Genomic DNA, 20,529 nt, shown 5'->3' with positions numbered 1-20,529 from the left:
AGAACCATTTCATGCCCACGATCAAGATCTACCCGCATCCCGAGTACTGCCCGCAAGGCGCCGAGATCACCGCGCCGGCCGGCACCTCGATCTGCGAGGCGCTGCTCGACAACGACATCAACATCGAGCACGCCTGCGAGATGAGCTGCGCCTGCACCACCTGCCACGTGATCGTGCGCGCGGGCCTCGATTCGTTGAACGAAGCCGAGGAAGGCGAAGAAGACCTGCTCGACCGTGCCTGGGGCCTGGAGCCGCAGTCGCGCCTGAGCTGCCAGACCATCCTGGCGCAGGAAAATGTGACGATCGAGATTCCGAAGTACACGATCAACCACGCCAAGGAAAACCACTGATGTCGCGCCAGATCGTTCTTGATACCGAAACCACCGGGCTCTCTGCGGAGAACGGCGACCGCGTCATCGAGCTGGGCTGCGTGGAGCTGTTCGCGCGCAAGCTCACTGGCAACGACCTGCACATCTACTTCAACCCGGAGCGCGAGAGCCACGAGGACGCGCTCAAGGTCCACGGCCTGACGACCGACTTCCTGCGCGACAAGCCGAAGTTCGCCACGCTGGCCAAGGACATCATCGAGTACCTGCGCGATGCCGAGTTGATCATCCACAACGCGGCCTTCGACGTCGGCTTCCTGAACAAGGAATTCGAGCGCGCCGGCCTGCCGCCGCTCAAGACCTTCGTGAGCGAGGTGACCGACACGCTGGCCATGGCCAAGCTGGTCTACCCCGGCAAGCGCAATTCGCTCGATGCGTTGTGCGACCGCTTCGGTGTCGACCGCTCGAACCGCACCTTCCACGGCGCCAAGCTCGACGCGCAGCTGCTCGCCGACGTCTACATCAACCTCACGCGGGGGCAGGACGCACTGCTGATCGACGTGGCCTCGAACGAGCCCGCGCAGGGCACGACGGTCGTGGCCATCGACCTGAGCCAGTTCGAGCTGCCGGTGATCGCGGCGGCCGAGCATGAGCTCAGCGCGCACGAGGCCGTGTTGTCGCAACTCGACAAATCCAGCGGCGGAAAAACTTTATTTCGCCAAAACGGCTGAAAAGCTATGGCATAATCTGAGGCTTCGCACAACGCGATACGTGTTCAAGACACTGAACTCAAAAGCAGTGTCTCAGGGCGGTTAGCTCAGGGGTAGAGCACAGCATTCACACTGCTGGGGTCGGAGGTTCGAAACCTCCACCGCCCACCATTCAGACCTACGACAAACGGCACCATCAGGTGCCGTTTTCGTTTCAGACGGCACCTTCGGGTGCCGTTTTCGTTTGTCCTGCGCAAATCCTGGTGCCATTCAGGAAGGGTCTGCTGCGCGGCCAGCGCACCTCGGGCGCTCAGAAGGAATGGCCTTCGCGGTTGCGCCGCAAATCGGCCTCCACCATCATCGCGCACAGTTCTTCCAGCGTCGTGCGGGGCTCCCAGCCCAGCGTCTTCCTGGCATGCGACGCGTCGCCGATGAGCAGGTCCACTTCGGCCGGGCGATAGAACTTCGGGTCGATCTTCACGAGGACCTTGCCGGTCTCGCGGTCGATGGCGACTTCCTCCTGCCCCATGCCTTCGAACCGGAGCTCGTAACCTGCGGCCCTGAACGCCATGTCGACGAACTCCCGCACGGTTTCCGCGCGGTGGGTGGCGAGCACGTAGTTGTCCGGCTTGTCGGCCTGCAGCATGCGCCACATGCCATCGACGTACTCCTTCGCGTAGCCCCAGTCGCGCTTGGCGTCCAGGTTGCCCAGCGTGAGCACATCGAGCTTGCCGACCCTGATCTTGGCCGCCGCATCGGTGACCTTGCGCGTCACGAATTCGCGGCCGCGCAACGGGCTCTCGTGATTGAACAGGATGCCGCAGCAACCGAAGATCCCGTAGCTCTCCCGGTAGTTCATCGTCATCCAGTGCGCGAAGAGCTTGGAGACGCCGTACGGGCTGCGCGGGTAGAAGGGCGTGTCTTCCTTCTGCGGAATGGCCTGGACTTTGCCGAACATCTCCGACGTCGATGCCTGGTAGTACTTGATCTGGCGGTTCGTCAGGCGGATCGCTTCGAGCAGGTGGAGGGTGCCCAGGCCGTTGGTGTGCGTGGTGGCTTCGGGCTGGTTGAAGCTCGCGCCCACGAAGCTCTGCGCCGCCAGGTTGTAGACCTCGTCGGGCTCCGCGTCCCGGATCAGCGTGAGCGAACTGCCCAGATCCGTCAGGTCGTACTCCACGAGCTGAAGCTCCGGGTGGTCCTGGATGCCGAGCGACTCGATGCGCCAGAAGTTCACCGAACTGGTTCGGCGGAAGGCGCCGTAGACGGTGTAGCCCTTGCCCAGCAGCAGCTCGGCCAGGTACGCCCCGTCTTGTCCGGTAATGCCAGTGACGACAGCGCGTTTTTTCATGGCTTCGGTGCAGTGGGATGAAGGAAGGGGTCAGGCCGGCGCATCGATGCCGGGTTCGATCGCCAGCGCCACGGCCGATGCCATCGCGAGCGCCTCGCGCTTCTCGGCCGCAGGGCAGCGGCCGTAGGTGTCGTCGAAGCGCACGATGTCGTCTTCGCCGAGGTAGCTGCCGGTCTGCACCTCGATCACTTCCAGCATCGTCTTGCCGGGGTTCTCCAGCCGATGGATGGTGCCCGAGGGCAGGTAGATCGACTCGTTCTCCCGCACCAGCAGCACTTCGCCGCCGCGCGTGGCCTTGGCCGTGCCCTTGACGACGATCCAGTGCTCGGCGCGGTGGTGGTGCATCTGCAGCGACAGCTTGCCGCCGGGCTTGACGGTCAGGTGCTTCACCTGGAAGCGCTCGCCGGTGTCGATGCTGTCGTAGGCACCCCAGGGCCGCACCACGCGGCGATGCTCGGTGGCTTCGACCGTGCCCTCGCGCGCCAGCATGCGCACCACCTCGGCCACCTGTTCGGCGCAGTCCGCGCCGGCGACCAGCACCGCGTCCGGCGTGTCCACGATGATCAGGTCCTCGGTGCCGAGCGCCACCACCGGCCGGTGCGGCGCATGGACAAAGGTGTTGCGCGAGTTCAGCACGCTGCCCGCGCCGCTCACGCGGTTGCCCGCCTCGTCGGCGGGGTGCAGCTGGGCCACCGCGTTCCAGCTGCCCACGTCGCTCCACGCGCCCTCGAAGCGCACCACCGCGACGTCGGCGTGCTTTTCGAGGACCGCGTAGTCGATGCTGTCGCTGCGGCAGCCTTCGAAGGCCTCGCGGTCCAGGCGCACGAAGCTGCCGTCGACCGACACCGCGGCGGTCGCGCGTTCGCAGGTGGCGAGGATGTCGGGCGCATGCGTGCGCAGGGCCGCGACCAGCGTGCGCGCCTGGACCAGGAAGATGCCCGCGTTCCAGCAGTAGTTGCCCTGCAGGATCAGCGCTGCGGCCACCGCCGCCGTCGGCTTCTCGACGAAGCGCGCCACCGCGTGGCTGGGGCCATGGCCCGTGGCCCCGGCCGCCTCGATGTAGCCGTAAGCCGTGCTCGGAAAGCTGGGTGCCACGCCGAAGGTGACGATGTTGCCCGCCAGGGCTGCTTCGACGCCGCTGCGCATCGTGGCCTCGAACAGCGCCACGTCGGGAATGTGGTGGTCCGCGGGCGCGAAGAGCAGCAGGTCGTCGGGGTCGGCCAGCAGGGCCGCGGCGGCCATGGCAGCGGCCGTGTTGCGGGGCACGGGTTCGAGGATCTGGCGGCCTTGCGTGTGCGCGTTCTCGATCGCTTCGCGCACCAGGAACCGATGCTCTTCCGACGCGACGCAGGTGATCGTCCGGTTCAGCGTGGCGAGCCGCTCCAGCGTGAGGTGCAGCAGGCTCTTGTTGCCGACCAGCGGCGCGAACTGCTTGGGAAAGGCCTTGCGCGACAGCGGCCACAGCCGCGTGCCGCTGCCGCCGCACAGGACCACGGGATGGATGGTGGGGGTGTTCATGGTGACCAGCCTTTGTTGTGCAGGGGGTGGTGGATCGGATCGCTTCGAAGGCGTGCCGCTCAGATCAGGCCGGTGTGAACGGCGAAGTTCACCGCCTGGGCGCGCGAATGCACATGCAGCTTCTTGTAGATGCTCTTGATGTGCACGTTGACCGTCTGGCCGGTGATGCCGAGCCTGGCGCCGATCTCCGCCGAGACGCAGCCCGACGCCACGTGGCGAAGGACCTGGCTCTCGCGCGGCGTCAGCGTGGCCCCGTGCGGCGGCGACGTGGCGTCGTCGGCGGGCTGCTGCTGCGGCTGCTCGCGCGGCTGCTGGTTCAGGCGGTGCAGCAGGCGCCGCGCGAGCCTCGGCGTGATGACGGCGCCGCCGTTCACCACGTGCAGCACCGCCTCGGCGAAGCTCTGCAGCCAGGCGTTCTTCAGCAGATAGCCCGTGGCGCCCAGCTCGAAGGCGCGCAGCACGTGGGCATCGTCCTCGAGCGAGGAGATCACGATGATCTCGCCGTTGCCATGGTGGCGGCGCGCCTCGGTGATCAGCTCGAAGCCCATGCCGTCGCTGAGCCGCAGGTCGACCATCAGCACGTCGAACGCATGCGTGGCCAGCAGCTTGCGTCCCTCGCGGATGCTGTCGGCCTGGCCTTCGAGCTGGATGCGCAGGTCCGACAGCAACTCCTGGGCGATCACCCGGCGCATGTACTCGTCGTCGTCGATGAGCAGCACGCGCACCGGCGACTTTTCCTGGCCGGTCATGAAGTCCGGCCACAGCCTTGCGGCGGACGCGTACGCGGGGGTGGTGGAAGTGCCCTGCTGGCGCAGCAGCATCGCGGCGGGGGCGGGGTCGCCGGACGTCATGAGCGTGTTGTCAACCATGTTCTTGCCCCGGTTGGAGTGAGTGAGGGAGGGAGGCCGATGCGGCGCTGGCGTCGGCGGTGTGGACCGGGAAGTCCGGCACCGGCGCGTCGAAGCCGCGCGGGTTCGCCAGCTGCCAGCGCCAGCTGTCGGCGCACATCTGGTCCAGGCTGCGCTGTGCACGCCAGCCGAGCCTGTCCTGGGCGTGCTGCACATCCGCCCAGTAGGCCGCGGCATCACCCGGACGGCGCGGCCCGATGTGCACCGCGATGCGGTGCCCGCACGCGCGTTCGAAGGCCGCAATCACGTCGAGCACCGACGCGCCGCGCCCCGTGCCCAGGTTCACCGTGAGCAGGCCCCGATGGAGCGCCGCGTACCGCAGGGCCGCCACATGGCCTTCGGCCACGTCCATCACGTGCACGTAGTCGCGCACCCCCGTGCCGTCGTGTGTGTCGTAGTCGTTGCCATGCACGACGACGTGCCCGCGCTCGCCCACCGCCACCTGCGAGACATACGGCACCAGGTTGTCGGGTGGCCCCTGGGGGTGTTCGCCCAGCAGGCCGCTCTCGTGCGCGCCGATGGGATTGAAGAAGCGCAGGCACGCGATGCCCCAGCGCGGATCGGAGCGGGAGAGGTCCGCGAGCATGCGCTCCACCATCACCTTGGAGCGCCCGTAGGGGTTGACGGCCGCGTACGACGCGCTCTCCCGGATCGGCGAGCGCGGGATGTCGCCGTAGACCGTGGCCGAGGACGAGAAGATCAGCGTGCGCACGCCGGCGCGCTCCATGGCACGCGCCAGCGCCAGGCTGCCCGCCACGTTGACGTCGTAGTAGCCCAGCGGGTCGCTCACCGAGCGGCTGACCGCCTTCAGCCCGGCGAGATGCAGCACCGCGTCGACCCCGTGCTCGGCGAACACGCGGTCGAGCACCGCCGCGTCGCGCACGTCGCCGCGCACGAGCTGCGGCTGCACGCCGCAGATGCGCCCCACGCGCTCCAGCGAACGCGGGTCGCTGTTGACCAGCGTGTCCAGCACCACCGGCAGGAAGCCGGCCGAGATCAGCGCCACGCAGGCGTGGCTTCCGACGAAGCCGGCGCCACCCGTCACGAGGATCTTGGAGGGGGTCATGGCCGTGACTCGTGAAGGGGAGACGGCGCGGTCGTGCTTGGCTGCGCCACGCAGCGAAGCAGCGCCTGCTCGAAGCGCGACAGGATCGCGTCCTGGTCGAGCTCCGCCTGCGCGAACGCGCGGCCCGCCGCGCCGAGTGCTGCGCGCAGGCCCGGTGAGCACGCGAGTTGCGCGATCGCATCGGCCAGCACGGCGGCATCGCCAGGGGGCACCACGACGCCGCGGTCCGCGATCACACGGGCGAGTTCGGTGCCGGGGTGCGCCGTGGCGATCACGGCCTTGCCGCTCGCGAGCATGCCGGCCAGCTTCGAGGGCATCACGAGGTCCGCGGCATCGGCGCGCTGCGGCAGCATGTGGATGTCGGCCATGCCCAGCAATTCGTTGAGCCGCTCGGCGGGTTGCAGGTCGAGAAAGTGCACGCGGTCCAGGCCGGCACAGGCCGACATCAGCGGGCCGCGGCTCGGGCCGTTGCCGCAGATGACGAAGTGGATCTGCTGCCGGTCGGCGAGCAGGCCTGCCGCCTCGGCCAGCAGCTCGATGCCCTGCTTGGCGCCCAGGCTGCCCGCATAGAGCACGACCACGGCCTCGGGTGGAATGCCCAGCTCGGCCCGGTAGCCGCCGTCCACATCGGGGGCGGGGCGAATCGCCGAGACGTCTACCCAGTTCGGGAAAAGCACCAGGCGACCTTCACCGATGCCCTTGCTCCGGGCCTTGTCGATCATGGCCGCGGAGATGGTCGACACGCGGTCGAACCTCGCCAGCAGCCAGCGCTCCAGCGACAGCGCGACACGCCGCACGCCCGCACCGCGCAGCAGGCCCAGGCCGAACGCCGCATCGACCTCGAAGTCCTGGATGTGCAGCCACGACGGGACGCCGAGCAGCTTCGAGAAGCACAGCACCGCGGGCGCGCAGAAAAGCGGCGGCTCCACGACGACCACGAGGTCGGGCTTCCAGCGTGCCTGCGCCAGCAGCAGCGGCAGGCTCGACAGCATGAACGAGAGCAGGTGCGCCACGCGCGACAGCGCACGCGGTTGCGAAGGCACCCAGGTGGGCGCGCGCCAGACCGTGAGGCCGTTGCGCCCGGTGGTCTTGCGGTAGGCCCAGGCCGAATGCCCCTCGAACACCGCCCAGTGCGGAAAGAAGGGCGGCGCCGCGATCACGCGCACGTCGTGGCCCCGGGCCTGGAGCCAGTCGGCCATCTCGCCCGAGTACTTGCCGATGCCGGCCAGCTCGGGCGCGAAGTTCATCGAGTACAGCAGGATCTTCACGGCGACCTCCCCAGGGCCGGCCGCAGCAGGCGCACGATCGGAAAGAAGCCGAACAGCGCGCGCATGCGCAGCTCGTACAGCAGGAAGTCGGAGACGAAGGCGATGAAGAAGACGTAGTGCGGCTTGTCCGGAAAGAGCGAGATCACGATGCCGTACGAGGCGATGCGCAGCGCGAACTCCAGCAGCGTCCACCAGCCGAGCGAGCCCATCGTGGCGTTGAGCGAGAGCATGATTTCGTGATGGACCGTGTAGGTCCTCAGCAGGAAGTACGGCGCGATGCACACGAAGATGTCGCGCGCCTCGGGGCCGAGCTTCAGCAGCGGCGCGGCCATCGCCATCAGCCCCGCCAGCCCCACGAAGAGCACGCAGCCGAGCAGGAACGAATGCCGCGCCAGCCGCAGCTTCTCGCGCGTGAGGTTGCCCGCGTTGGCGTCCAGCATCGCCGGCGTCTTCGTGACCAGAAAGGCCTGCACGAACTGCGAAGGCGCCTCCGCGAGAAGAAAGGCCAGCTTGAACGCGCCCACGTAGCCCAGCGGCATGAAGAGCGCCACCAGAAGCAGGTCCGACTTGCGCAGCAGGAAGGTCAGCAGCGCATACACCGCCGCGCTGGCCTGCGACGCGAGCGCCAGCACGGGCGGCCCGGCCGGCGGCGCAGCACCGTTCGCCGTCAGGAAGATGGCCGCGCCCACGAGCGTCAAGGCCAGCAGGTTGATGGCGAGCAGGTGCGCCACACCGATCCCCAGACCGAGCACAGCCATCGCCGCCACGCCCAGCACCAGCACGGTCGCGCGCACGCCCGACTCCAGGTTGAGCAGGCCCGCATGGCCCAGGCCCCGGCTGTACGACAGGCGCAGGCTGTTGAACGCGAAGACCGCGAGCGACAACACGATCAGCACGAAGGGCATGCCGGCCACCGGCAGGCGCTGCGCACCCACGACGCCGGCCGCGAGCACCGCGGCGAGCGGCAGCCCGATCGCCAGCGTGCGCACCAGGTCGCCGCGCGTCACCCGGGGCGGCACGCTCGCGGCATTGCGCGAGAACAGCAGCGAACTGCCCAGCGTGCCCACGACCAGCGCCACTTCCAGCACCGACTGGTAGATCGAGTACTCGCCGAAGCGCGCGGGCGCCACCTGCGCCGCGATGAGGAAGATCGCCAGGAAACCCGACAGGTACACATACAGCCGCGACGCGAGCGCCCCCAGCCCCAGGCGCTGCGCCAGGCGGACGCCGGGCAGGGCGAACGAGGTGCCGGCGGCGGGCTTCATGGCGTGCTCCCGTCCGCGGGGTGCTTGGCTGCCGGCGCATCCGCGAAGCCCAGGCCGTCGGCCATGCGGCGCGCGCGCGAGGCAATCCGGTGCGCGTTGTTCTTGGCCCGGCGCGCCATCTGCAGGGCCCAGGTGAGCGCCGCGACTGTGTACACGCGGCGATGCAGCGCGGGCTGCATCGCCAGCTTGGCAGAGCCCTGGAAGTGCAGCGCGAGCACACGCACCGTGTCGCCCGCCGGCGTCTGCAGGCAGGGCTGGCCGTCGACGAAGGCCAGGCGCTTGGCGCCGCCGCGAACGCGGAATTCGCGCGCCAGGTGGTTGGTGCCGCCGTTGACGTTGTGGTCGATCACCTGGCCCTCGAACACCCGGTTGATCGGCACGGTGTTGCCCGTGGCCTGCGCCCACAGGTACAGCAGCGTCATGTCGGACACCCCGCCGCGCACGCTGCGGGCCGCGAAGCGCTCGGCAATCTCGCGCAGCTGGTGCAGGCCGGCGGGCGTGCTGTACATGCGCACGAGGCAGGCGACGAAGTCCTGCAGGCCGGCGGCCGTCCAGTAGCTCACGTGCGGCGAGATCTGGCAGGGGTTCCAGCCGCCCGTGGGCAGGATGCTGGAGCCCGAGAAATCGGCACTGCCCACCAGGCGCGCAATGTGGGCGCCGACGCCACGGAACAGCAGCACGTCGCTGTCGATCAGCACGAAGGCGCGGCAATCGGGGTGTGCTGCGAGATGGTTCGCCAGCAGGAAGTAGCGCCGGAAGCAGATCTTCTCGAACGCCGGCGTGTTGCTCGACAGGTGCACGTAGGCCTGGCAGAAACGTTCGTATGCCGGCCCGGCGTCGGTGTCCGACAGCACGACCAGCGGCTCCTGCGCCATGGCCGCGGATTCGCTGCACAGGCGCAGCGCTGTGTTCCGGCGGTCTTCCACAACGATGAAGGGGAGGGCGTGGTCCATGGTCGGGCAAGCAGGTTGGCAGTACGGGTCAGGGCCGCGGCGCGGTGGCGCTGCGCACCAGCGCGACGTGGGCGGGAAGAAAGTGGAAGTCGGCGTCCAGCGGCATGTCGAGCGTGAGCATTCCGCCCCGGGCGTTCGCGTCGCCGATCCAGCTGCGCAGCTGTGTCGCCGAGAAGCGCGGCGCGCTCGGCTGGGCCCAGGAGGCGCCCAGCGGCGTCAGCACATGCAGCCGGAGTTCGGAGGGCGGCGAGGCCAGGCGTGCCGCGGGCTGCAGGTACTCGCCCGCCATGAGGTTCTGGCACGGCGCGCTTTTGAGGCTGAAGCGCGCCGCCCCCTCGCCGGCATTGAAGGCCAGCCACCGGGTGGGGGCGCTGCTGCGCGCGGCCGCGCAGAGCGTGTTCCAGCCGTTCGGCGTCATGCCCGTCGTGTTGTAGACACCGTCGAACCACCAGCCCGTGGCGAGTGCGCCGTAGTGCTGCGACCAGCGCTCGATCACGGCCGACCAGGCGGTGATGAAGCGCGGCGGCGGCGGCAACTGTTCGGAGACATCGCCCAGGCATTCCATCAGGTAGGGGTCGCCTTGCGGCGCGCGGAAGGGCAGGTAAAGGATCAGCGCGATGCCGTGGCGCCGCAGTGCGCGGCCGATCTCCAGCGGCAGGTCGCGCGGCGAACGGTGCGCGGCGCTGCGCGGACACAGCGCTTCGAGCGCGGCATTCGGCGCGATGAACTGGCCGTTGTTCTGCCCGAGCGTGAGGATGAGGTGGTTGGCGCGCATCTCGGCAAGCGCGTCGGCGAAAGCGTCGACGTCGAAGCGTCCGATGCCGGCGATGGACTGCTTGTCGGGCAGGTAATGCACCATCACGCCAAAGCCCTGCACGCCCGGCGCATCCGGCGGGGTGGGCCGCGTCGCGACGGCCAGCCCCGCGCACGCGGCCAGCCCGAACGCCAGCACCGCGAATGCGCGAAGAAGGGGCAGGGCGCGGTTCGTCATGGCGTGGCCTGCGCCAGCGAAGCGCCGCTGCGTTTCAACGTGAAGTAGCTCGCGGCCACCGCGCCCGGCGTGCAGGCCCGCGAGAGCGACCATGTGGGTCGTGCGCGCTCGTGGTCGGCCAGGTAGCGCTCGATGCCGCCGAGGCCGCGGAATTCGTTGGCGATGAAGAACGCGTAGCCCGCGAAGAGCTCCCGGTGCACCGGAAGGTCCGAGAGCAGCAGCGGCACGCCCAGCGTGGCCGCCTCGGCGGCCGACAGGTTGAAGCCCTCGAAGGTGGACAGCGAAATGAAGGCCGTCGCGCCCCGGTACAGCCGCAGGAGTTCGTCCCGCGACACCAGCCCCCGGTGCCGCACGCTGGCGCGCAACGCGGGCGCCAGGGCCGAGATCATGCGTTCGACCTCCTTGGCGCCGTTGCCCGTGATGTCGAGGCAGTCGACCAGGCCCTGGCGCTTCATGCGCACGAACAGCTTCAGGATGCCCTCGAAGTTCTTGTGCGGGTAGTAGTGGTAGGCGGCGATCAGGTAGCGCTCGCCGGGCGCCGGCGTGTTGCCGGAAGCCGGGGGGACGGCGCCAGCATCCACGGGATTGAAGATCACCGCCGGGTGCGCGCAGCGCCTGAAGTGGCGCTCGAAATCTTCCTGGCTGCTGCGGCTGATGAAGACCACGTCGGCGGCGCTGCGCGCGACGCGCTGCAGGTTCCAGTCGAGCCACAGGCGCTTGAGCGCCGAGAAGTACTGCGGGTACGACTTGTACTGCACGTCGTGCACCACCACGATCGAATCCTGATGGCGGCCGAAGGGCGCCAGCAGAGAGAAAGGCAGGAAGTAGTTCGGGAACAGCGAGTACACGCGCTCCCCGCGAAGCCACCCGCGCACCAGGTGGAGGTTGTAGAGCAGCGTGTCGAGCACGAAGCGGCTGATCTTCAGCCGCCGCGCGATCGCGTACAGGCGCGGATGGCGCTCGCTGATGGGCTGCACCTGGTGGTCCGGCGAGCCGCGCATGCTCTGCAGCAGCACTTCGGACACGTTCAGCACCCCGCCCGCCGACGCGTTGAGCCGGATGGTGTCGTAGAAGAGGTAGGTGGCCATGGTCGTTCTCAGGCTGTCGGCAGGCTGGCGCGCGCCGGGCGGGGGGCCGGCCGGCGGAACCACGCGGCGAGGCTGCCGGCGACGACGGCCGCGGCCAGCCCCGAGACGGCGAACGGTCCCCAGCCCAGGATCGGACCGCGCAGGAACGGCACGTAGGCGGCCAGCAGCACCAGCGCGCACAGGGAGCCGGGCGTGAGCGCGCGGTGCGGGTCGACGGCCCGGTCGACGACGCGAAAGAGCGCCGAGACCGCAAAGCCCAGCAGCGCCGGGCCGGCCAGCCCGAAGTCGAAGTACGCGGTGGTGAAGGGCGGCAGCGACAAATTGCTCTGCGAGAAGTTGCCCAGCACGGCCGGCCAGCCGAGCGGGTCGAACTCGGGAAACATCTTCAGCTCGCGCGGCAGCACGAAGGAGAACGCCGAGAGCAGGTAGCGCCCGTAGCCGAGCTCGGGCGAGGGCGCGCGCTCCAGGATGCCCGCGATGACGAACATCGCGTCGAAGTCCTGGCTGAAGGGGTACGACGCCAGCTCCGCGCCCCACATGGCGTCCCGCGAGATCAGGTTCAGCACCGGCCCCAGGCCCGCGATGGCGCCGAAGATCACGGCGACGAGCGCCCACCGGTGGCGCCGCCCCAGGGCATGGATGAGCAGCGGCAGCAGCCCGATCAGGATGATCTGGCGCGCCGTGTTGACCGGGTTGGCGGCGATGGCGGCGAGCGCGAACGAGAGGCCCGCGACGCACCAGGCCCACAGCGTGCGCTGGCGCGAGGCGTGGATCGCGAGCGCCACGCAGCACAGCAGCACCATCAGCTTGGGCAGCGTGGAATAGACGATGTACTGGACCGGCGCGGCCTCCTCTTCGGAAATCACGCCGCGCGCCGTGAAGTTCATGTCGGGGCGCAGGAAGAGCATGGCGAACGCCACCTCCAGGCAGGCCAGCAGCAGGAAGGGGTGGGCGACGCCGGCGGCGCGCGTGCGGGGCGCCGGCCAGGGCCCGGCCGGCGGCGCGGGCTGGCCCAGCCGTGCGGCTTCCACGCCCGCCATGTACATCAGCACGAGCATCAGCGCCTGCGTGTGCGCGGCCTGCCCGACGATGCCGACGTCCCAGAAGTCGGTGTCGGTCGCGATCTGCATCGCCGGCGCCAGCGAGAAGTAGATGAGCACCGCTGTGTAGTGGATCAGCAGGAACACGCTGTCGCCGGCGGTGCCCAGCATCGACAGCTGCACCACCGTCAGCACGAACACCACCCCGTAGCCCCAGACAGGATCGATCAGCCCGCACAGCGCGGCGCAGACGATGCCGGACCAGAAGACGAGGGTTCGCATGGCGCGGTCCGTTTCTGCTTCAGGCGTGCGCGGCCTCGGTGGCGCTGCGGCGCGCCGCCTGGTAGTCCGCATAGGTGCGGCGCAGCCCTTCGGCCAGCGGCACCGTGGCGTGCCACCCGAAGCTGGCCGCGCGCGACACGTCCAGCAGCTTGCGCGGGGCGCCGTCGGGCTGGGCCAGGTCGTAGCGGATGCTGCCCTCGTAGCCCACGACCTCGCGGATGAGTTCCACCAGCTCGGCGATCGAGACGTCCTCGCCCGTGCCGAGGTTGATGTGGCCGCGCATCGGATCGGTGTGCTGGTCGTAGGCGGCGCGCGACAGGTTCATCACGTCCAGGCAGCCCTCGACCATGTCGTCCACGTACAGGAACTCGCGCCGCGCCCGGCCGCTGCCCCAGATCAGCACGCTCGGCGTGCGGCTGATCCTGGCCAGGTGAAAGCGCTGGATCAGCGCGGGCACCACGTGGCTGTTCTCCAGGTGGTAGTTGTCGCCGGGGCCGTAGAGGTTGCTCGGCATCACGCTGCGGAAGTCGACGCCGTGCGTGGCGCCGTACTGCCGGTTGTAGCTCTCGCACAGCTTGATGCCCGCGATCTTGGCGATCGCGTAGGGCTCGTTGGTGGGCTCGAGCTTGCCGGTGAGCAGGGCCTCCTCGCGGATCGGCTGTTCGGCCAGCCGCGGGTAGATGCAGCTGGAGCCGAGGAACAGCAGCCGCTTCACGCCGGCGAGAAAGGCCTGGTGCGTGAGGTTGGCCGCGATCAGCAGGTTCTCGTAGATGAACTGCGCGGGGTAGGTCATGTTGGCGTGGATGCCGCCGACCTTGGCCGCCGCCACGTAGACCTGGTCGACGCGCTCGGTCGCGAAGAAGCGCGCAACGGCTGCCTGGTCGAGCAGGTCGAGCTCGGCGTGGCTGCGCGTCACGACCTCGTGGCCGAGCTCGCCCAGGCGCCGCGTGAGCGTCTGGCCGACCATTCCGCGATGACCTGCAACATAGATTCGCATGGCGTTCTTTCGGTGAAGGAGGAGGGCGCTGCGGGCGTCAGCGCGAACCGCGCGCTCCGAGCACGACGCGGAAGGTCTTCAGCAGGATCACCACGTCGCGCAGCAGCGAGAGCGTGGCGACGTATTCGGCGTCCATGGCTGCGCGGCGGCGGTAGCTCACCTCGTTGCGCCCGCTGATCTGCCACAGGCCCGTGATGCCCGGGCGCACGGCGCAGTAGTACGCCCAGTAGGGGCCGTAGAGTTCCTTCTGCGCAAACATGCAGGGGCGCGGGCCGACCATGCTCATGTCGCCCTTGAGCACGTTCCAGAACTGCGGGAACTCGTCGATGCTGTAGCGGCGCAGGAAGGCGCCGAAGCGGGTGATCCGCGGGTCGTGCTCGAGCTTCTGGAACTTCTCCCATTCGCGCCGTGCCGCGTCGTTCTCGCGCAGGTGCCGGGCCAGCAGGGCGTCGGCGTTGGGCGCCATGGTGCGGAACTTGTAGAAGCGGAAGATCCGCCCGTCCCGGCCGTAGCGCGGCTGCACGTAGATGGCCGGGCCGCCCGAGGTCAGCAGCACGCCGACGGCGATCAGCGCGTAGGCCCAGCCCAGGAACAGGAAGAAGGCGCCCGCCAGCAGGATGTCCATGGCGCGTTTGGCGGCTTGCAGGAGCCGCGAGCCGCCCACCGGCACGGGGCGTGCGGCGGTGCGCTGCGGCGTGCTTGACGTGCGTGATGTGCGTGAAAGGTGCGTGCTCATGATGTCGCGCGCTCCGGTTCGGCGTGGGGCGTGTGCCCCAGCGCGGGCGGATAGATGTTCGGCGGCAGGCGGTTGGGGCCGTAGTCGTAGCCGTAGGTGCTGTGGCGCTGCCGCGCGTCCTGTGCGTTGAGCACCACGCCGTGGAATGCCGCGCCCACGTGCGCCAGCCGCTTCGCGCTTTCCACCAGGTCGCTCAGCTCGCTGTCGCCGGCGCGGGCCACGAGCATCAGGGTGCCGATGTCGGGGGACATCGCCACCGTCTCGGTCGCCAGCAGGATCGGCGGGGCATCGATGACCACGGCGTCGTACGGCGCCGAGAGGGTCTCCAGCAACCGCGTGAACGCGCTGGAACCCATCATCGTGGCCGGGTCGAGCGGCAGCTTGCCGGTGGTGATCACGTCCAGGTGCGGCAGCACCTGCGCGTGCACCGCCTGCGAGAGCGTGGCGGTGCCGGCGATCAGCTCCGACAGGCCCGTGCCCGCCTTCAGCCCGAACTGGCTCGCCAGCTTGCCGCGGCGCATGTCGGCGTCGATCAGCAGCACGCGCTTGCCGGAGGCCGCCAGCACGGCCGAGAAGTTCGCCGACAGGAAGGTCTTGCCCGCGCCCGGCGTGGCGCTGGTCAGCAGGATGCGGTTGTTCTGCGCGCCGGCCATCAGGAAGCCCAGCGTGGTGCGCAGCCTGCGCACGCCTTCGAGCGCCGGGTCTTCCGGGTGCGAGGCCGCCAGCAGCTTGATCCCGGGCCTGCCGTGGCGGATGGCGCGGTCGAGCACGGCCTGCCGCGCGCTGAGCGCGATCGTGCTGTACACGTTCAGGCCGGTGCGCATCTCGATCTCGTCGGGGGTGGCGACCGTGCTCTTGAGCGCCTGGCGCAGCACCGCGGCGAGGGCGCCCAGGAACAGCCCCACGATCAGCGCCAGTGCCACCGAGATCACGGCCTTGGGCCGCACCGGCTTTTCGGGCGACAGCGCCTGGTCGAGCACGCGCACGTTGCCGATGCGGCCTTCGCGCGCCAGGCGCATCTGCAGCGAGCTGTTCAAAAGCGACGCGTAGAGCTCGGTGTTGACCTTGATGTCGCGCTGCATGCGCAGCGAGTTCTGCTGCAGCATCGGCATGCGGCGGATGCGGTTGTCCACGCCGCCCAGCTCCTTGCGCAGCGAGGCGATCTGCGCGTCGAGCGTGATCAGCATCGGGTGCTCGTTGGTGAAGCGGCTCGCCAGGTCCAGGCGCTTCTGGCGCGCGTCGAGCAGCTTGGCCTGCAGGTCGACGTTCTGCGACAGCGCGTTGCGCGCCTCGTCGTCCAGGCTGATGGTCCCGTTCTGGTTGCGGTACTGGTTGTAGGCCTCTTCGGACTGTTCCAGCTGCTGCTTGAACTTGGGCAGCTCGGTGCCCAGGAAGTTCAGCGTGCGCTCGGCCTGCGCGGTCTTCTGGTCGATGTTCTGGCGCATGTACAGGCGCGACACCTCGTTGAGCAGGTTGGCCAGGTGCTCGCGGTCGTCGGTCTGCCAGCTGACGTCGATCACGCTGGACAGCTTGCCCTTCTCGATCACGCGCAGCTCGCGCTGCAACGCGAGCATGGTGAGCTGCGTGGAGCGCCGGGTCAGCTCGAAGGCGCCGCCGGGCAGGGCGTCGAACGAGGCCACCAGCAGGTGGACCGTGCCGCCCGGCACCGAGCTGTCCATCGGCTCGCCGACGCGGCCGTGCAGGGGCGTGTCGAGATCGGGGTGCGTCAGGGTGTAGTGGCCGTCCTTGCCGGCGGTCAGCAGGAACTTCTTGCCCTCGAGGGCCGGCGGCACGTCCATCTGCGGCACTGCGATCCGCTCGGTGCCCGACACGTAGCCGCGCATGCCGAGGAAGCCCGGCTTGGACAGCGTCTTCGAATGCCGCGCCATGAACTCGCCCACGACCGGGATGTAGTGCGGCCGCGCCGTGATGAACAGCTTGGTGTTCTCGATCGCCTGGCCGAGCACCATGCGCGACTTCAGGATCTCGGCCTCGCCCGAGGTCGGCGTCTTCACGTTCACGCCGTTGACCGCGGCATCGCCCGCGCCGCCGGGCGAACGCTCGGCATCCTCGAGCTGGATCAGCACGTTCGTCTCGTACACCCGCGGCCCGAACAGCGCGTAGCCCGTGCCCAGCACCAGCGCCACCGCGGTGACCGAGGCGATCAGCCAGCGGTTGTCCAGCAGGAGGTCGACGTACTCCTTGAACCGCGAGCGGGGGCGCTCGGGTTCCGGGTTGTACGGTGGGGGAAGCGGGGGGTACCAACGCGCATTCATGGGCTTCACCTTGGGTTCGTGGTCGGGCCGGGGCGCCGTGCGGTTTATTTGCGGGCGGTGTCGCGCGCGAGGTTGATCACCTGGGCGGCGGGAAGGATCAGGGTGGCGACGCGGTTCCACGAGACCAGCGGCACGCGGTCGACGTAGACCACGTCGCGCGGCCTCAGCTCGAAGCGGTCGGCCAGCGCCAGCGCCGCCGGGTTCTTCGCGTTCAGGCTGAAGATCTGCGGCGTGTCGGGCGTCTGCGGCGAGTTGCGGATCACGTAGATCTGCCCGGGGTCGGCCGTGAGCAGGTCGGGCCCGCCCGCATCGCCCAGGGCCTCGTTCAGGCTCATGCGGCCGTTGCGCATCAAGAGCGCCGAGGGCCGCAGGATCTCGCCCATCACGTAGATGCGGCTGTCGTCGCGGGTGCCGACGTACACCACGTCGCCGTTGCGCAGCGGGATGTTGTTGGCGTCGGCGCCGAAGCGCTTGAGCTGCATCAGGTCGATGGCCACCGTGCGATCGCCGCGCGTGAGCGTCACCTGCGAACGGTCGCCCACGGCGGTGATGCTGCCCGCGCGGTTGAGCGCCTCGGACAGCGTCATCGGGATGTCCGTGAAGATCTGCAGCCCGGGCGTGCGGACCTCGCCCTCGACATAGGCGCGCTGGCTGCGGAACGACTGGATGCGCACGCTCACCAGCGGCGCCTTGATGATGTTGCCGATGCGCTTGGCGATCAGCTCGGACGCACCGCTTTCCGTGAGGCCCTGCAGCCGGGTGCGGCCGATGTAGGGAAAGCTGATCTCGCCCGCGGCATCGACGATGAAGCCCGGCGCCACGGTGACGCCGGTCGGGTCGCTCTGCTGCGCGATCACCGCGCCCAGGTTGGGCTGCAGCTCGGGGTTGTTGTAGACGGTGATGCCCACCACGTCCCCCGGCCCGATGGTGTAGGCCGTGGGCCGGCCGAACAGCGCCTTCACCTCGGGCGGGATGCCCGTGTTGCCGGCCAGCTGCGCGCGGATCAGCTCCGGCGTGATGGCCGCGATCCGGCCGCCGGCCGTGCCGTCGGAGGATTGCAGCGGGCCCGGCGTGCCGAAACCGGGTGCGCAGCCGCACAGGCCGAGCGACAGCAGCAGCGCCAGGGCGCGCGACCGGAAGCGGCCACCGGGAAGGGCGCGCACGCCCTCGGTGGCGAGGAGGCGCTCGCCGCGCGGGGTCGCTGGGGTTGCGGATGTCATGGCAATCTCCTTGGCTTCGGTTGTTGTTTCAGGGCGCGGCGAGCGTGGCGGGGATCGCGCGCGGGGTGCCTGTCGCCGGGCGGCCCAGCCGCTGCGGGCTGGGGGTGGCCAGGCAGTGCGCGACCACCCAGTCGCCGACGGACTGCAGGAAGAGCTGCTGGCCCTTCACCGTGCAGACGGTGTGGTCCACGTCCCGAATGAACTCGTACTGCAGGCCCTGCATGAACGGTTCGTGGCGCAGGGCGCCGAGCTGGTCGCGGTCGCGGTCGCGTACGTGCAGCGATCCCGAATACAGCAGCTGCACCGCCACCTCGCGCTCGACCAGCTGCTTCATCGTGGCTTCGAACCAGATCGCGTTGACGTTGGGGGGCCGCCGGTCCACGAAGTAGCCCGGCAGCGGCTTGCCCACCGTGCTGCCCGGCAGATGGCGCAGCACCCAGCGCCGCGCCTTGCCGGGGAACGACGGGTGCAGCGGCGCCGCGAGCGCGCGGCGCACCGTGAGCTCCCAGCGCGTGCGCCGCTGGGGAAAGGCAAAGCCGTCGAACAGCGAAAGCGCCACCACGCGCGCGTCCACCGCGGCCGCCGACATGGCGTGCTCCACGCCCGAGCACATGGCCACGGCCGCGAACTGGTGGATGCCCAGCCTGCGCTGCACGAGGTCCATGGCGGCCTGCAGGCTGTGCACCGCGCGCGTCTGCAGGTCGGGCCCGGTGTCCAGCGCCTCGCTGTCGCCGATGCCGCCCAGGTCGAAGCGCAGGCTGCCCACGCCGTGCGCGGCCAGCACGTGCGCCAGCTTCACGTTGATGCGGCGCGGCCCGACGCGGTGGTTCGCGCCCATGTTGAACATCAGGCAGGCGACGGGCGCCGGCACGCGCTGCGCGGGCACGGTGAGCATGCCCATCAGTGCGTTGCCGGGGCCGAAGCACACCGGGGTCTGCGTCAGGTCATTCATGGATGGCTCCCTGCAGGCGGCTGAGCGCATCGGCCGGCACCATCGCGCTGTGGGGATAGGGGTCGGAGGTCCAGTCCAGCGGATGGCTCAGGTAGGCCAGGCGCACCGGCATGTGGCGCGACTGCTGCTCGGCCGCCCATTGCGCGGTGGGCGTGTCGTCGGGCGGGGCCAGCACCAGGGTGTCGTGCAGGGCGGTGAGCGGCAGCGATTGCGGCGTGAGGGCGTGCAGCTGCGCCTGCAGTGCCGGCGAGAGGCGCACGCCCAGCGCCTCCTCGGGCAGTGCGTCGGGTTCCCGCGCGAGGTGGCGGCGCCACGAGAGGTCGGGAATGCAGAAGGTCGTGTCGATCGCCGCGACGTGCCGCTCGCGCAGCAGGCGCGCGTAGCCCTGCCCGTCGATCACCGGCTCCCAGAGCACCAGCCGCGCCGGGTCGCAGCGCCCGTTGCGCGCGGCCAGCACGGCCAGGGTGGCGCCCAGCCGCGCGCCGATCCACACGATGGCGGCGTGCGGCGCGTGCCGCCGCAGCTCCTCGTGCGCCGCGCACAGGTCGCGGCGCCAGCCGTCGAGCTCGCCCTCGCTCTCGTCGCCCGGCGAGTCGCCGGCGCCGTAGAAGTCGAAACGCAGCGTGGCAACGCCGGCGCGCGCGAGGCGTTCGGCCAGCACCTTGAAGAAGCGGTGGGTGCGCAGGCCCTCCTGCCCGAAGGGCGGGCACAGGAGCACCGCGGTGGGCTCGCCCCGATCTTCGTCGGGAGCGTGGAACGCGCCGAAGACCTGGCGCGAGGCCGGCCCGAACATGAGCGGTGTGAAGTGGGTCATGCGACACCCCCTGCGCATCGCGCCTCGGTCATCCCTTGGCGCGCGTTCAGGGCGCGCATGGGGCCGCCTTCGAAACCGGCTCCCGATGCCTGGGCGCGGGCTTCGGTGTGGCGCCATTCGGCGAGCGAGCCCACGCTGTCCGGCCGCGCGGGTGCGGGCTCCAGCACCAGCACGAGGGTACGTCCGGCCACCGGCAGCTCGACGCTGCGGCAGTCCGGTGTCACGCCCACCTCGAAACTCTGCGGCGACACCAGCAGGCCCACGCCGATGGCCTTCAGGCAGGCTTCCTTGCGGGTCCAGCAGGTCAGGAAGGCGCGGTCACGGTCGTGCGCGGGCAGGGCGGCCAGTGCGTCCTGTTCATGCGGCGTGAAATGCGCTGCGGCCAAGGCTGCCGCGTCGGACATCGGGCGCAGCAGCTCGACGTCGGCGCCCAGCGGGCCGCGACCGCCGATGGCGATCAATGCCAGGCCCTGGCTGTGGCTCAGCGAGAACTGGGTGCGCGGGTGGCCCGCCAGCGACGGCTTGCCGAAGGCGCCGGTGGCCAGCGTCAGCGCATCGGGCGCCAGGCCCGTGTACGCGCACAGCGCCTGGCGCAGCGCGACATGGGCCGCCACGAAGCGCGCCCGGTCGACGGGAAACCGCAGGCTCTCGGCACGCGCGCACTCTTCTGCCGACAGCACCTGCGCGGGCAGGGTGTCGGTGAAGTGGTCCAGCTCGACGTACCGGCAGACCGGTGCGTCGATGGACAGGGCGTGGGCGGCGCCGGTCATG

At 69.8% G+C, this 20,529-nt stretch carries 19 protein-coding genes and 1 tRNA gene; 3 read left to right on the top strand and 17 right to left on the bottom strand.

The genetic code is table 11. The annotated features are described in order from the left end of the window. The first annotated feature begins 11 nt into the window (after positions 1-11). The 3 genes from fdx to AC07OH_RS10225 all read left to right on the top strand — a co-directional run bounded on the left by fdx (position 12) and on the right by AC07OH_RS10225 (position 1,207). The gene (gene fdx, locus AC07OH_RS10235; protein ID WP_099790179.1) at positions 12-350 is read left to right on the top strand and encodes an ISC system 2Fe-2S type ferredoxin; all 339 of its coding nucleotides are present in this window, start codon (positions 12-14) and stop codon (positions 348-350) included. Next, positions 350-1,057, top strand: coding sequence for a DNA polymerase III subunit epsilon (gene dnaQ / locus AC07OH_RS10230; RefSeq protein ID WP_495300524.1), 708 nt, complete (start codon positions 350-352; stop codon positions 1,055-1,057). Before fdx ends, dnaQ begins: the two co-directional genes overlap by 1 nt. A 75-nt stretch (positions 1,058-1,132) precedes the next feature. Beyond that, positions 1,133-1,207: transfer RNA gene (locus tag AC07OH_RS10225), tRNA-Val, on the top strand. A gap of 139 nt (positions 1,208-1,346) precedes the next feature. On the opposite strand, the gene gmd is transcribed toward AC07OH_RS10225, so the two are convergent. Genes gmd through AC07OH_RS10140 form a run of 17 tightly spaced genes read right to left on the bottom strand, consistent with a single transcriptional unit; the run spans position 1,347 to position 20,528 of the window. Continuing rightward, entirely contained in the window at positions 1,347-2,384 is a 1,038-nt protein-coding gene (gene gmd, locus AC07OH_RS10220; RefSeq protein WP_495300523.1) for a GDP-mannose 4,6-dehydratase, read from the bottom strand. A 30-nt stretch (positions 2,385-2,414) separates the two neighbouring features. Further along, entirely contained in the window at positions 2,415-3,902 is a 1,488-nt protein-coding gene (locus AC07OH_RS10215) for a mannose-1-phosphate guanylyltransferase/mannose-6-phosphate isomerase (protein WP_495300522.1), read from the bottom strand. 59 nt (positions 3,903-3,961) lie between these two features. Then, positions 3,962-4,723 (bottom strand): LuxR C-terminal-related transcriptional regulator, encoded by a 762-nt coding sequence (locus AC07OH_RS10210; protein WP_492677177.1) that lies wholly within the window; start codon positions 4,721-4,723, stop codon positions 3,962-3,964. Positions 4,724-4,763: 40 nt separating this feature from the next. Then, positions 4,764-5,876 (bottom strand): UDP-glucose 4-epimerase GalE, encoded by a 1,113-nt coding sequence (gene galE, locus AC07OH_RS10205; RefSeq protein WP_495300521.1) that lies wholly within the window; start codon positions 5,874-5,876, stop codon positions 4,764-4,766. Further along, complete coding sequence (locus tag AC07OH_RS10200; protein ID WP_495300520.1) at positions 5,873-7,144, bottom strand: glycosyltransferase WbuB; 1,272 nt, start codon at positions 7,142-7,144, stop codon at positions 5,873-5,875. The genes galE and AC07OH_RS10200 overlap by 4 nt, the downstream gene beginning before the upstream one ends. After that, a complete protein-coding gene (locus tag AC07OH_RS10195; RefSeq protein WP_495300519.1) occupies positions 7,141-8,409 on the bottom strand; it encodes a lipopolysaccharide biosynthesis protein in 1,269 nt (422 codons plus the stop codon). The genes AC07OH_RS10200 and AC07OH_RS10195 overlap by 4 nt, the downstream gene beginning before the upstream one ends. Then, positions 8,406-9,362 (bottom strand): hypothetical protein, encoded by a 957-nt coding sequence (locus AC07OH_RS10190; RefSeq protein ID WP_495300518.1) that lies wholly within the window; start codon positions 9,360-9,362, stop codon positions 8,406-8,408. The genes AC07OH_RS10195 and AC07OH_RS10190 overlap by 4 nt, the downstream gene beginning before the upstream one ends. Positions 9,363-9,390: 28 nt before the next feature. After that, the gene (locus AC07OH_RS10185; RefSeq protein ID WP_495300517.1) at positions 9,391-10,353 is read right to left on the bottom strand and encodes a hypothetical protein; all 963 of its coding nucleotides are present in this window, start codon (positions 10,351-10,353) and stop codon (positions 9,391-9,393) included. Beyond that, positions 10,350-11,441, bottom strand: coding sequence for a glycosyltransferase (locus AC07OH_RS10180; protein WP_495300516.1), 1,092 nt, complete (start codon positions 11,439-11,441; stop codon positions 10,350-10,352). Before AC07OH_RS10180 ends, AC07OH_RS10185 begins: the two co-directional genes overlap by 4 nt. A gap of 8 nt (positions 11,442-11,449) precedes the next feature. Continuing rightward, positions 11,450-12,763: a hypothetical protein gene (locus AC07OH_RS10175; RefSeq protein WP_495300515.1), complete on the bottom strand. Its 1,314-nt coding sequence runs from the start codon at positions 12,761-12,763 to the stop codon at positions 11,450-11,452. 19 nt (positions 12,764-12,782) lie between these two features. Beyond that, entirely contained in the window at positions 12,783-13,760 is a 978-nt protein-coding gene (locus tag AC07OH_RS10170; RefSeq protein WP_495300514.1) for a GDP-L-fucose synthase family protein, read from the bottom strand. A 37-nt stretch (positions 13,761-13,797) separates the two neighbouring features. Continuing rightward, positions 13,798-14,496: a sugar transferase gene (locus tag AC07OH_RS10165; RefSeq protein WP_495300513.1), complete on the bottom strand. Its 699-nt coding sequence runs from the start codon at positions 14,494-14,496 to the stop codon at positions 13,798-13,800. Continuing rightward, the gene (locus AC07OH_RS10160; RefSeq protein ID WP_495300512.1) at positions 14,493-16,772 is read right to left on the bottom strand and encodes a polysaccharide biosynthesis tyrosine autokinase; all 2,280 of its coding nucleotides are present in this window, start codon (positions 16,770-16,772) and stop codon (positions 14,493-14,495) included. The genes AC07OH_RS10165 and AC07OH_RS10160 overlap by 4 nt, the downstream gene beginning before the upstream one ends. A gap of 44 nt (positions 16,773-16,816) precedes the next feature. Beyond that, on the bottom strand, positions 16,817-17,992 hold the full coding sequence (locus AC07OH_RS10155) for a polysaccharide biosynthesis/export family protein (protein ID WP_495300511.1): 1,176 nt from the start codon (positions 17,990-17,992) through the stop codon (positions 16,817-16,819). Positions 17,993-18,020: 28 nt separating this feature from the next. Beyond that, positions 18,021-18,944, bottom strand: coding sequence for a hypothetical protein (locus AC07OH_RS10150; protein ID WP_495300510.1), 924 nt, complete (start codon positions 18,942-18,944; stop codon positions 18,021-18,023). Then, entirely contained in the window at positions 18,937-19,758 is an 822-nt protein-coding gene (locus AC07OH_RS10145) for a serine aminopeptidase domain-containing protein (RefSeq protein WP_495300509.1), read from the bottom strand. Before AC07OH_RS10145 ends, AC07OH_RS10150 begins: the two co-directional genes overlap by 8 nt. Next, positions 19,755-20,528, bottom strand: a complete 774-nt coding sequence (locus AC07OH_RS10140; RefSeq protein ID WP_489058422.1) for a 4'-phosphopantetheinyl transferase family protein — start codon at positions 20,526-20,528, stop codon at positions 19,755-19,757. Before AC07OH_RS10140 ends, AC07OH_RS10145 begins: the two co-directional genes overlap by 4 nt. Between the last annotated feature and the right edge of the window lies 1 nt (position 20,529).

Source organism: Variovorax sp. GW821-FHT10C12, from assembly GCF_059415405.1.
This window is presented reverse-complemented; position numbering and strand designations above follow the sequence as displayed.